Genomic DNA, 12471 nt, shown 5'->3' on the forward strand with positions numbered 1-12471 from the left:
TTGATGAAGTAGAGGCCGGTGCTGTCACCCCAACCTGTGCCATTCACGCTTGTCGCGGGTCAGCAGCTCATGGCCAGCCTCTGGCCCATCTTCGCCCGCCGGGTACTCATGCACGTCTCCCCCATCGGCCCACGCATCCAGAAACGGCTGCACTGCTCGCCAGCCGTTCTCGATGTTGTCGGCCCGCTGGAACAAGGTCTGGTCGCCCGTCAGGCAGTCATAAATCAAGGTCTCGTAACCGGTCGCCGGGGGCATCTTGAAGAAGTCCTTGTAAGCGAAGCCAAGCTCGACGTTTTCCATCACCAGCTCCGGCCCGGGCCGTTTGGCCTGCAAGTCGAACCACATGCCTTCGTTGGGCTGGATCTGGATCTTCAGGTAATTCGGTTTGGGCCGCTCAAGCTCCGACTCGCGAAATTGCGCATAAGGCGCGGGCTTGAAGCAGATGGCGATTTCCGTGTCGCGTACGCTCATGCGCTTGCCCGTACGCAGGTAGAACGGCACGCCGGCCCAGCGCCAGTTGTCGATCATGACCTTGAGCGCAACATAGGTTTCCGTCTGGCTGTCGGCCGCGACCTTGTCTTCCTGGCGATACCCCGCCAAGTGTTTGCGGCCCTGCTTGCCAGCCGTGTACTGACCCCGTACAGAGTTCTTCAGGGCCATCTTCGCCGACCAGGGGCGGATGGCGCCGATCACCTTGGCTTTCTCACCGCGCACGGCATCGGCGCCAAAGGCCGCGGGCGGCTCCATAGCGACCATCGCCAGCAACTGGAACAGGTGGTTGGGCACCATGTCGCGCAGCGCCCCGGTGTTGTCGTAGAACGCACCGCGGGTCTCGACGCCGACGGTTTCGGCGGCGGTGATCTGCACATGGTCGATGTAGTGGTTGTTCCAGAACGATTCGAACAGGCCATTGGAAAAACGGCTGACCAGAATGTTCTGTACGGTTTCCTTCCCCAGGTAATGGTCGATGCGGTAAATCTGCCGCTCACTCATCACCTTCAGCAGGCATGCATTGAGTGCCTCGGCACTGGCCAGGTCGGTGCCGAAAGGCTTTTCCACCACGACCCGGCGAAAACCGCCGGCCGATTCATCGAGCAGGCCGGCATCGCCCAGGCGCTGCGCCACTTCGGGGAAGAAACGTGGTGAGGTGGCCAGGTAGAAGATCGCGTTGCCGTGGCTGGTCTTGTCGATGCGTTGGGCCAGCGCCGTATAGGTGGCAGGGTCAAGAAAATCGCCGGTCTGGTAGTCCAGCCGCTTGGCCAGGCGTGCCCACACCTTGTCGTCCACGCATCGGGAGGCCCCCTCGCCGCCCTTGTCACGCTCACGCATGAACGCATGCAGGCGCTCGGCGAACGCCTCTGCCGTGGCGGCGTTGTGGTCGACGCCCACGATACGCAGGTTGCGGTCAAGCAAGCCGTCGCGGCTGAGGTTATACAGCGCCGGCATCAGCAAGCGCTTGACCAGGTCACCATTGGCGCCGAACAGGAACAGTGTGCAAGGCGGTGCAGCGGGAATGGTCTTTTTGGTCATTGGCCTTTCTTCTCGACGTGGCCACCAAAGCCCAGGCGCATCGCCGAGAGCACCTTGTCACCGTAAGTGCCCTGCTGCTGGCGCGAGCGGAACCTTGCGAACAGCGCGCTGGACAGCACCGGTACCGGCACGGCCTGCTCGACGGCGGCGTCGATGGTCCAGCGGCCTTCACCGCTGTCGGACACCGAACCGCTGAACTGCGACAGGTGCGGGTCGGCCGCCAGGGCGTCGGCGGTGAGGTCGAGCAGCCAGGACGTGACCACGCTGCCACGGCGCCAGACTTCGGCGATCTCGGCCACATTCAGGTCGAAGCGCTGGTCTTCGGGCAACTCATTGCCCCCCTTGCTGCGCAGCAGGTCAAAGCCTTCGGCATACGCCTGCATCAGGCCGTACTCGATGCCGTTGTGCACCATCTTCACATAGTGCCCGGCGCCGGGCGGGCCGGCGTGGATGTAGCCGTGTTCGGCGCGGTCGTGCTCACCTTCGCGGCCATGGGTACGTGGAATGTCACCTACGCCCGGTGCCAGGGCCTTGAACAGCGGCTCCAGGCGCTCGAACACGTCCTTCTCCCCGCCGATCATCATGCAGTAGCCACGGTCCAGGCCCCAAACGCCACCAGAGGTGCCGACGTCCAGGTAGTGCAACCCACGCTTGGCCAACTGCGCGGCGCGGCGCATGTCGTCCTTGTAGAAGGTGTTGCCGCCGTCGATGATCGCATCGCCCGGCTCGAGCAGCTCGGCCAGTTGGGCAATCGTCTGTTCAGTGGGTTCTCCAGCCGGCAGCATGACCCACACCGCACGCGGCGCCTTGAGCTTTTGCACCAGCGCGCCCAGGTCATGCGCCCCTTGTGCGCCCTCGCCTTCCAGCCCGGTAATGGCTTCACGGTTGCGGTCATGGACCACGGTGCGGTGACCGGCGCGCATCAGGCGCCTTGCGATATTGCCGCCCATGCGGCCCAGCCCGACGATTCCCAATTGCATGAGCCGATGCTCCCTTGAAAATGAATGACAACACAGTCAGCGTTTCAGATTAGTCCAGCGCGCCGCCTGAGGGTTCAGCGACGGACGGCGCGACAACGTTAAACAAAAAAGTTCCCATGGGCAGCGAAAGAATTCAGAATGCGCGCCGCGTGAAGTGTCTACGCTTTAACTGTCACCAGCCAAAACTGCGAGGTGTATCCATGGGTACCTTGATGCCTGCCACCCCTACCCAGACCCTCTATGTCTCCGTACGCCGTGATGAACTGCGTAAACTGAAGGAGGAGCGTGAACAGCTGCTACAACAAGTAGCGCGTCTCACCCTGATGCTCAAGCAAGCCAACCGTGGTGAAAAGTCCGTTAGCTACTGAACGATTTGCCCACTCGTTGACGCGCGGCGCCCTCTTTACCTTGGAGCGCGCCGCAGGCCCACCCCGGTGCCTGCATCCACGGATGCCAGCATGTTCCCCTTAAAATACCTCATCCCAGCAGCGCTACTCGTGGTTGCCGTGCCTGCGCAGGCAGCTACGCCGCACCCCTGTCAAATGTTGAACGAGGCAGACGCGCTCGGGCTGTTCGAGCAGTGGAATGCCAGCCTCAAGACCGGCGACCCGTTGAAGGTGGCCAAGCTCTATCAGCACGACGCGGTACTGTTGCCTACGGTGTCGAACGCGCCTCGGCTAACCCAGGCTGAGCGGGTCGACTATTTCAGCCACTTCCTTGCTGATCGCCCTAGCGGCAAGCTAAACAGCCATCACCTTAAGCGTGGCTGCGACACGGCCACCCTCGCCGGCTTGTACACCTTCGATTTCGCCTCCACCGGTCGACAGGTAGCGGCGAGGTACACCTTTATCTACCGCTGGGATGGCCAAGCCTGGTTGATCGACCACCATCACTCCTCATTGCTGCCTCAGTCCTAGCCACGCGTCGCCAGGGTGACGGGCTTGGGCCGTCACCCGCCTGCTCAGCCGCACCCTGACAGTGCAAGCAACACCCCCTGCCACAAAAATGCGCACAGCAATGTCGCCCGCGAGCCGTGCTTGAACACCGCCTTCACATCCCGTCACACACGCCAACGTTTGCGTCTATCTCGCGTCATAACGAAAGTGACCAGCGGGTCACATCTTTATCTCCGGCTCTCCTACACTCAGCTTTCGGCCCGCCATTTGCTCAAGGAAGAAGCGACATAAATAAGTCGAACTTTTGCAAACGGTGGCAGGTCAGCAACATAAGTAGGCCAAGGCTAAGGGACTTCCCTCGCTAGAGCCCCGCCACCCCAATCTGTCCAATCGCCTTCGGCCGGAATGCCGATAGCGCTGTGCCTGCGCGCACGACCCTGGGGCAAGGACCGCACGACGAACAGACGAAGCAGAGATAACCAACACGAATAGAGCAACGGGTGCCCGCACCCGGACAACACAATAGGGACGGAGAGAAGTATGATCAGTGCCGCTGTCGAACCTCACGTAGAGTCATTCAAACCGGACAACCGCGAACCGCTTACCCCGGATTTCGCCACGACAGGCAAGGCACCCGGCGCCCAGCGTCAGCACAACCCCAACAAGCGCAAGATCCTGTTCGTCACCTCCGAAATCGCCGACCTGGTAAAAACCGGGGGCCTGGGCGATGTTTCCGCGGCATTGCCACGGGCGCTGGCGCACCTGCACGATGTCCGCGTGCTGATTCCCGGCTACCGCCAGGTAATGGAAAGCGACAACCCCATCCATATCGTCGGTGAACTCGGTGGCCACGCCGCCCTGCCACCGTGCAAGATCGGCCGCATGGACATGGCCGACGGCCTGGTCATCTATGTGCTGATCTGCCCCGAGCTGTACCAGCGCGATGGTTCGCCCTATGGCGCCAACAATGGCCGCGACTGGCCCGACAACCACATTCGCTTCGCCCGCCTGGGCCTGGCCGCTGCCGAAATCGCCGCCGGCGAAGGCCGCATCCACTGGAAGCCCGAAGTGGTCCACGCCCATGACTGGCCTGCCGGTCTGGCCCCGGCCTACATGCACTGGCGCGGGCTGAACACGCCGACCCTGTTCACCATTCACAACCTTGCCTACCAGGGCGTGTACAGCCGCGGCTGCAGCCCGGAGCTGGCGATCCCTGACCATGCCATGCAGCAGGAAGGCATGGAGTTCTACGGCAAGCTGTCGTTCCTCAAGGCAGGCCTGGCCTACTCCAGCCACATCACCACGGTCAGCGCCACGTATGCCCGCGAAATCACCACGCCCGAATTTGGCTGCGGCCTGGACGGTTTCCTGGCCAGCAAGGCCCAGCAAGGCCTGCTCGGTGGCATCCCCAACGGCATCGACGAAAGCTGGGATTCGGCCACCGACACGCACCTGCAGCACAACTTCAGTATCAACGACTGGGAGGGCAAGGCGCGCAATGCCGAGGAGGTCCGCCGCCTGTTCGAACTTGAGCCGTCCGAAGGCCCGCTGTTCGCGGTGGTTTCGCGGCTGGTCTTCCAGAAAGGGCTGGACCTGACCCTGGGCGTGGCGGACTACATCGTCGAACAAGGTGGGCAGATCGCGATCATTGGCCGGGGCGAGCCGGAAGAAGAACAGGCCATGAGTGAGCTGGCGGTGCGCCACCCAGGCCGCATCGGTGTGCGTATTGGTTTCAACGAAACCGACGCCAGGCGCATGTTCGCTGGCAGCGATTTCCTGCTGATGCCGTCACGCTATGAACCCTGCGGCCTGAGCCAGATGTATGCGCAGCGCTTTGGCTCATTGCCGGTGGCGCGCAACACCGGCGGGCTGGCCGACACCATCGAGAATGGCGTTACCGGGTTCCTGTTCGACGAGTCCACGGTGCAGAGCTACCGCGAAGCGCTGAGCCGCGCCTTCTATGTATACGGCAAGAAAAACCTGCTCAATGCCATGCGCTGCCTGTCGATGACCCAGCCGTTCAACTGGTGCCAGGCGGTCGAACCCTATGCCCGCCTCTACGAGGACCTGGTCAAGCAGACACAGCTGAGCCACTACTGAGCAGGAGAATCGAAGATGCACAGGCATGGCGCACACCTGCTGGACGCCACGTCGGCGCGCTTCGCCCTGTGGGCGCCCGATGCGCGCAGCGTGAGCTTGGAACTGGAGCAGCAACCGCCCATCGCGTTGCTGCCCGCAGAGGATGGCTGGTACACGGGGGTCGCTCCGTGTCAGGCCGGTGACCGTTACCACTACCGTATCGATGGCACGCTGCAGGTGGCCGACCCAGCGTCGCGCTACCAGCCCGAGGGCGTGCAGGGGCCCAGCCAAGTGGTGGACACCCAGGCCTACGCCTGGCAACACCCGTGGCAGGGCCGGCCTTGGCACGAGGCAGTGATCCAGGAACTGCACGTCGGCGTGCTTGAGGGTTACGAAGGCGTTGCCCGCCACCTGCCACGCCTGGCCGAGTTAGGCATTAGCGCCATCGAGCTGATGCCCCTGGGGCAGTTCCCAGGCGAACGCAACTGGGGCTATGACGGTGTGCTGCCCTATGCACCACAACACAGTTACGGCAGCCCCGAGCAACTTTGTGCGCTGGTCGACCATGCCCACGGCCAGGGCCTGATGGTGCTGGTGGACGTGGTGTACAACCATTTCGGCCCCGACGGCAATTACCTGCACCAGTACGCCAGCCCGTTCTTCCGTGAAGACCGGCAGACACCCTGGGGGGCAGCCATCGACTTCCGTCGCCCGCAAGTGCGCGAATACTTCATCCAGAACGCCCTGATGTGGCTGTGCGACTACCGCTGCGATGGCCTGCGCCTGGACGCCGTGCATGCCATCGACCAACCTGACTTCCTCATCGAACTGGCACAGCGGGTACGTGCGGCGGTCGAGCCTGGGCGGCACGTGTGGCTGGTGCTGGAAAACGAACACAACCAGGCGTTTCTCCTCGAGCAGGGCTTTGATGCGCAGTGGAACGACGACGGCCACAACGCCCTGCACGTGTTGCTGACCGGCGAAACCGAAGGCTACTACGCCGATTACCAGGTGCAGCCGATCGACAAGCTGGCCCGCTGCCTGTCCGAAGGCTTCGTGTTCCAGGGGCAAGCCAACCGCCACGGCATACCGCGCGGCGAGCCCAGTGGGCACCTCGAGCCCAGCGCGTTCGTGCTGTTCCTGCAGAACCACGACCAGATCGGCAACCGCGCACTGGGCGAACGCCTGACCCGCCTGTGCCCACCTGCAGCCCTGCGAGCGGCCACCGGCCTGTTGCTGCTGTCGCCGATGATCCCGCTGCTGTTCATGGGCGATGACGATGGCAGCTGTCGGCCCTTCTTGTTCTTTACCGATTTTCACGACGCGCTGGCCGATGCCGTGCGCGAAGGCCGGCGCGGCGAGTTCGCCCATTTCGCGGCATTCGCCGACCCTGAACAGCGCGAACGCATCCCCGACCCCAATGCCGAGCAGACCTTCGAAGCCTCCAGGCCCCAGCGCAAAGAGGTGATCGCCGGCTGGCACGGCCTCTATCAGCAGTTGCTCGACCTGCGCCGGCAGCATGTCATCCCCCACCTGCCCGGCAGCCGCGCCCTGGGCGCCCAGGTGCTGGGCGACAAGGCGCTGAGCGCACGTTGGCGCCTTGGCAACGGCACTGTGCTGCGCATCGACCTGAACCTGGCCGCCACGCCGCAACCCACGACACTGCCCGCTGCCGAGCACCGCCTGTTCGACAGCAGCGACACCCAGCACCCCGACACCGCACTGTCCGCGTACAGCTGCGTGATCAGCCTGCTTGCACCTGGCCAGGAGAGCCCATGAGCGAAAACGCCCTGCACCGCTTGGCCGCCCGCGTCGGGCTGGCCCGCGACTGGATCGACGCCAACGACCGACCCCAACAGGTAACCGATGAGGTACTGCGCAAGGTACTCGAGGGGCTGGGCCATCCGGCCAGTGATGACAGCGCCCTGCGCGCCAGCCTGCAAAGCGTCGAGGCCGCCGAAGACAGCCAACACCTGCCGCCGCTGCTGACCGCCGACCTGGGCAGGCCAGTGGCGCTGGCGCGCTACTTCAGCCCAGGCGCCACCGTGCGCTGCACCCTGGAAGATGAAAGCGTACGGGAGCTCGCCCTCGACACCCAGGCTCGCCTGCCCGGTGATCTGCCAGTGGGCTACCACCGTGTCCAGATCGAAGGCCGCACGTTCACCTTGGCCGTAGCCCCGCAGCGCTGTTACAGCCTGGAGGATGCCGTCGAGCAATCCCCCCCACGCTGCTGGGGCCTGGCGGTCCAGCTTTACAGCCTGCGCCGCCCAGGCGATGGCGGTTATGGCGATTGCCTGGCATTGGAACAACTGGCCCGCAGCGCCGCCGAGCGCGGCGCCGATGCCTTGGCGATCAGCCCGATCCATGCGTTGTCGATGGTCGACCAGCAGCACTACAGCCCCTATTCACCCTCCAGCCGACTGCTGCTCAACACCCTCTACGCCAGCCCCGCCGCAGTGCTGGGCGAGCGCGCCGTGCGCATGGCGATCGAAAGCTGCGGGCTTGAGCAACTGCTCGAAGCGCTGGAGCAGCGCCCGCTGGTTGACTGGCCTCAGGCCGCCGATGCCCGCCTGCGCCTGCTCGAGGCGCTGTACCAGGACTTCAGCCAGGGCGACCACCCTCAACGCAAAGACTTCGACAGTTTTCGCAAGGCGGGCGGCCAGGCCCTGGAGCACCATTGCCGCTTCGAAGTGCTGCAGGCCCACGCCGTGAGCCACGGCCTGGGGGCCGACTGGCGCAACTGGCCCAGCGCCTGGCACGACCCATACCACCCGCAGGTGGAGGCCTTCGCCAACAGCCACCCGGCCAAGGTAGAGTTTCATGCGTTCTGCCAATGGCTAAGCGAACGCAGCGTGCAGCGCGCTCAGGAGGCCGCACGCGGCAATGGCATGGCGGTGGGCCTGATCGCCGACCTGGCGGTGGGTGCCGACGGTGCCGGCAGCCAGGCCTGGAGCCGTCAGGATGAGCTGCTGGCCAACCTCAAGGTCGGCGCCCCGCCCGACATCCTCAACCGCGCAGGCCAAGACTGGGGGATCTGCGCATTCTCCCCCGAAGGCCTCAAGCGCAACGGCTACCGTGCATTCATTGAAATGTTGCGGGCCAACCTGGCCCATGCCGGTGGGCTGCGCATCGACCACGCCATGGGCCTGCGCCGTTTGTGGCTGATCCCGCGCGGCTGCAAGCCCAGCGAAGGTGCCTACCTGAACTTCCCGCTGGAAGACCTGCTGCGCCTGCTGGCCCTGGAGTCGGTACGCCACCAGGCAATCATCCTTGGCGAAGACCTCGGCACGGTGCCGGCAGGCCTGCGGGAACAACTGGCAGACAAGGCCGTGCTGGGCATGCGCGTACTGCCTTTCGAACAAACCCAGCCCGGCCACTTCACACCGCTTCTGGACTGGCCAGACAACGCCCTGGCCACCACCGGCACCCATGACCTGGCGCCTCTGGCCGGCTGGCTGCAAAGCCGCGACATTGACTGGAGCCACCGCCTGCAACTGATCGACACCACCACCGAACAACACTGGCGCCAAACCCGCCAGGCCGAGCAAAACGGCCTGCGCCGCACCCTGGAAAGCAACTATGGCCCACAACCGGACGATGATGCCTTGATCGATGCTGCCATCCGCTACGTCGGCCACACCCGCGCGCCGCTGGTGCTGATTCCGCTGGAAGACCTGCTGGGCAACGACGAGCAACCCAACTTGCCCGGCACCACCGAGGGCCACCCCAACTGGCGCCGACGCTTTGCCGTGCCAGCCCGTGAACTGCTCGACGATGAAGACGCCGCGCGCCGCCTGGAGCTGCTGGCCCAAGCGCGCGAACAAGCCTGGGAGCGTGACCGATGAAACCCTTGACCGCGACCCTGCGCCTGCAACTTCACAGTGACTTCACCCTCGACGATGCCCTGCCCCTGGTGCCCTATTTCGCCCAGTTGGGCATCAGCCACCTGTACGCTTCCCCCCTGCTCAAGGCCCGCGCAGGTTCGCGCCACGGCTACGATGTGGTCGACCCTACCCAGGTCAACCCGGAGCTCGGCGGCGAGGCGGCCCTGCAACGCCTGGTCGCTGCCTTGCGCCAGCACGGCATGGGGCTGATCCTCGACACCGTGTCCAACCACATGGCGGTGGGGGGGGCGGATAACCCGTGGTGGCAAAGCCTGCTGGCCTGGGGGCGACGCAGCCCTTATGCAACGTTCTTCGACATCCAGTGGCACTCCAGCGACCCGCTACTGGCTGGCCAGCTGTTGTTGCCGTTTCTTGGCAGCGACTACGGTGCAGCGCTGAAAAACGGCGATATCCCGCTACAGTTCGATGCCGAGCACGGCGTGCTGCAGGTCGCCCACTACGAGCACCGTTTTCCAATCTGCCCGATCGATTACGGCTGGATCCTGTCACTAAGCCCCACGCCCGCGCTGCAAGCCCTGGCCGAGCATTTCACTGCCCTGGGCGACGCGCCCGAGCCCTTGGCTGCGGCGGTGCCGTTGCAGGCCGAGCTGGCGCGCCTGGTAGGCGAAGGCGCCGACCTGGCGTCTGCCTTGGTGGCCTTCGACAGCCGCAGCGAAAACGGCCTGAAACGCCTGCACCTGCTGCTCGAGCGCCAGACCTACCGCCTGGCCAGCTGGCGCACGGCCGCCGACGACATCAACTGGCGGCGCTTCTTCGACATCAACGAACTGGGCGGCCTGCGGGTGGAGCGCTCGGAGGTGTTCGAGGCCACCCATGCCAAGCTGTTCGAGCTGATCGAGCGCGGCCTGGTGGACGGCCTGCGGATCGACCACATCGACGGCTTGGCCGACCCACGCGGCTACTGCCGCAAACTGCGCCGGCGGGTCGATAGCCTGCCCGCCCGGCGCCCCCTGGCGGCGGCGCTGGAGCACTTCCCGATTTACGTGGAAAAGATCCTGGGCAGCGGCGAACACCTGCACCGTGACTGGCTCACCGACGGTACCACCGGCTACGAGTTCATGAACCAGGTGTCGCTGCTGCAGCACGACCCGGCGGGCGAAGCGCCGCTGAGCGAACTGTGGGCCACTGTCAGCGAGCGCCCGGCATTTGCCGAAGAGGTACGCCTGGCCCGCCACCTGGTGCTCAATGGCACCCTCGCCGGCGACTGCGAATCGGTGGCCCAGGCCCTGCTGCAGGTGGCGCGCGACGACCTGATGACCCGCGACCTGACCCTCGGCGCCATCCGCCGTGCATTACAGGCGCTGGTTGCGCACTACCCGGTGTACCGCACCTACTTCAATGCCTGCGGCCGCCCGGCAGAGGATGAACGTTTCTTCCAGCAGGCCTTGAGCAATGCCCGCCAGGACCTCGCTGAAGCCGACTGGCCACTGCTCGAGCAGCTCGAACAATGGCTGGGTGGCCAACCTTGGCGCTCGCTGCCACCGGGCCGGCCACGCAAGCACCTGCGCCATGCCTGCGTGCGCTTTCAACAGCTCACTGCGCCCAGCGCCGCCAAGGCTGTGGAAGACACCAGCTTCTACCGCTCTGCCCGACTGCTGTCGCGCAACGACGTCGGCTTCGAGGCCGAGCGCTTCAGTGCCGGCCCCGAGTATTTCCACAACGAAGCCCAGCGGCGCCTGCGTGACTTCCCCGACAACCTGTTAGCCACCGCTACCCATGACCACAAGCGCGGCGAGGACACCCGTGCGCGCCTGGCGGTGTTGAGTGAGCGCGGTCCCTGGTTCGCCAGCCGGGTGGAGCACTGGCGCGAGCTGGCCGCCCCCCTGCGCGCGCAGCTGGACGATGGCTTGGCGCCGAGCCCGGGCGATGAATTGCTGCTGTTACAGACGCTGCTTGGCAGTTGGCCCCTGACGCTCGACCTGAACGACGCCAACGCCTTGCAGCAGTACGCCGAACGTATCCGCCAATGGCAACAGAAGGCGCTGCGCGAGGCTAAGCTGCGCAGCAGCTGGAGCGCGCCGAATGAGGCCTATGAAGGCGCCTGTGCAGCCTACATCGATGGAGTGTTGCTCGGTCGCGAAAACCAGCAACTGCGCCAGTCACTGGCCGATGCCGCGCAGTTGATTGCCTGCCCCGGCGCCGTCAATGGCTTGGCTCAGGCGCTGCTGCGCATGACCGTGCCTGGCGTGCCCGATCTGTACCAGGGCAATGAGTACTGGGATTTCAGCCTGGTCGACCCGGACAACCGTCGCCCTGTGGACTACGCTTGCAGGCGTCGCACCCTGGACGACGCCACGCCACCCACCGAGCTGCTCACGCATTGGCGCGACGGCCGTATCAAACAGGCCTTGGTTTCGCGGGTGCTGGACTGCCGCCAGGCGCATGCCGAACTGTTCCGGCGCGGTGCCTACCTGCCGCTGAGCGTGCAGGGCCGGCACGCCGACAAAGTAGTGGCCTTTGCCCGCCTGGGTGAAGGCGAACGCGCCATCGTTGTTGCCCCGCGCCTGGCCAGCGGCCTGCTGGGCGGCGCCTCCATACCGTTGATCCCGGCACAGAACTGGGACGATACCCGGGTGATTTTGCCGTTTGCCTTGTCGCCTGCCAACTCGACGGGACTTTTTCCCAGCGCTGCGGTCAGCCCTTCAAAGGAGCTGATGTTAAGCGCCGTGCTGTCGGAATTTCCGGTCAATGTGTTGATACAACAATCTTGAGCATCAGGAGCGTCATGATGAGTGTCGATGAGAAACGAATCCGCGAATTCGCCTACCAGATCTGGGAGTCGGAAGGTAAACCTGAGGGCGAGGAGGAACGCCACTGGGAAATGGCCCGCAAGCTGGCCGAGGCCGAAGCGCTGGCACCCAAGGCTGCGCCGCGCAAGAAGGCACCTGCCAAGCCCAAGACGTCTGCACAGCCCAAGGCAGCCGCCAAGCCCAAGGCGCCTGCCGAGCCCAAGGCAGCAGCGTTGCCCGGTGTGAAACCGGCCGCTGCGAAAAAGCCCAGTGCAGTGAAAAAGACCGCCGCAGACTGAGCCTGTAGCGGCCTTATCGCCGACAAGGCGGCCCCACAGATACACCGGTGATC

General features: G+C 64.7%; 9 protein-coding genes. 7 read left to right on the top strand and 2 right to left on the bottom strand.

The window, feature by feature from the left end:
* Nucleotides 1-24: 24 nt before the first annotated feature.
* Both zwf and gnd read right to left on the bottom strand, forming a co-directional pair.
* Entirely contained in the window at nt 25-1530 is a 1506-nt protein-coding gene (gene zwf / locus APH34_RS14205) for a glucose-6-phosphate dehydrogenase (RefSeq protein ID WP_054901666.1), read from the bottom strand.
* Nucleotides 1527-2546, bottom strand: coding sequence for a phosphogluconate dehydrogenase (NAD(+)-dependent, decarboxylating) (gnd, locus tag APH34_RS14210; protein ID WP_256215656.1), 1020 nt, complete (start codon nt 2544-2546; stop codon nt 1527-1529). Before gnd ends, zwf begins: the two co-directional genes overlap by 4 nt.
* A gap of 164 nt (nt 2547-2710) precedes the next feature.
* Between gnd and APH34_RS29550 the strand changes: the two genes are divergently transcribed.
* The 7 genes from APH34_RS29550 (at nt 2711) to APH34_RS14240 (ending at nt 12418) form a co-directional block, all read left to right on the top strand.
* A complete protein-coding gene (locus APH34_RS29550; RefSeq protein WP_176513693.1) occupies nt 2711-2878 on the top strand; it encodes a DUF6026 family protein in 168 nt (55 codons plus the stop codon).
* Between the two features lie 90 nt (nt 2879-2968).
* The gene (locus tag APH34_RS14215) at nt 2969-3427 is read left to right on the top strand and encodes an SgcJ/EcaC family oxidoreductase (protein WP_054901668.1); all 459 of its coding nucleotides are present in this window, start codon (nt 2969-2971) and stop codon (nt 3425-3427) included.
* A 519-nt stretch (nt 3428-3946) separates the two neighbouring features.
* A complete protein-coding gene (glgA, locus tag APH34_RS14220) occupies nt 3947-5506 on the top strand; it encodes a glycogen synthase GlgA (protein WP_054901669.1) in 1560 nt (519 codons plus the stop codon).
* Between the two features lie 15 nt (nt 5507-5521).
* Nucleotides 5522-7264 carry a malto-oligosyltrehalose trehalohydrolase gene (gene treZ / locus APH34_RS14225; RefSeq protein ID WP_054901670.1) on the top strand — a complete coding sequence of 581 codons (1743 nt, stop codon included), beginning with the start codon at nt 5522-5524 and terminating at the stop codon, nt 7262-7264.
* Entirely contained in the window at nt 7261-9330 is a 2070-nt protein-coding gene (malQ, locus tag APH34_RS14230; protein WP_054901671.1) for a 4-alpha-glucanotransferase, read from the top strand. Before treZ ends, malQ begins: the two co-directional genes overlap by 4 nt.
* A complete protein-coding gene (locus APH34_RS14235; protein ID WP_054901672.1) occupies nt 9327-12101 on the top strand; it encodes a malto-oligosyltrehalose synthase in 2775 nt (924 codons plus the stop codon). Before malQ ends, APH34_RS14235 begins: the two co-directional genes overlap by 4 nt.
* A gap of 14 nt (nt 12102-12115) precedes the next feature.
* On the top strand, nt 12116-12418 hold the full coding sequence (locus APH34_RS14240; protein WP_054901673.1) for a DUF2934 domain-containing protein: 303 nt from the start codon (nt 12116-12118) through the stop codon (nt 12416-12418).
* Nucleotides 12419-12471 lie beyond the last annotated feature (53 nt).

The sequence above is a fragment of the Pseudomonas sp. NBRC 111131 genome (assembly GCF_001320525.1).
Lineage (GTDB): Bacteria > Pseudomonadota > Gammaproteobacteria > Pseudomonadales > Pseudomonadaceae > Aquipseudomonas > Aquipseudomonas ceruminis.

What these genes read in the sequence shown, in the direction of transcription:
- APH34_RS14240 (WP_054901673.1), top strand. Translation starts at nt 12,116, where the DNA reads ATGATGAGTGTCGATGAGAAACGAATCCGCGAATTCGCCTACCAGATC.
- treZ (WP_054901670.1), top strand. Translation starts at nt 5,522, where the DNA reads ATGCACAGGCATGGCGCACACCTGCTGGACGCCACGTCGGCGCGCTTC.
- zwf (WP_054901666.1), bottom strand. Translation starts at nt 1,530, where the DNA reads ATGACCAAAAAGACCATTCCCGCTGCACCGCCTTGCACACTGTTCCTG.
- APH34_RS29550 (WP_176513693.1), top strand. Translation starts at nt 2,711, where the DNA reads ATGGGTACCTTGATGCCTGCCACCCCTACCCAGACCCTCTATGTCTCC.
- malQ (WP_054901671.1), top strand. Translation starts at nt 7,261, where the DNA reads ATGAGCGAAAACGCCCTGCACCGCTTGGCCGCCCGCGTCGGGCTGGCC.
- APH34_RS14235 (WP_054901672.1), top strand. Translation starts at nt 9,327, where the DNA reads ATGAAACCCTTGACCGCGACCCTGCGCCTGCAACTTCACAGTGACTTC.
- glgA (WP_054901669.1), top strand. Translation starts at nt 3,947, where the DNA reads ATGATCAGTGCCGCTGTCGAACCTCACGTAGAGTCATTCAAACCGGAC.
- APH34_RS14215 (WP_054901668.1), top strand. Translation starts at nt 2,969, where the DNA reads ATGTTCCCCTTAAAATACCTCATCCCAGCAGCGCTACTCGTGGTTGCC.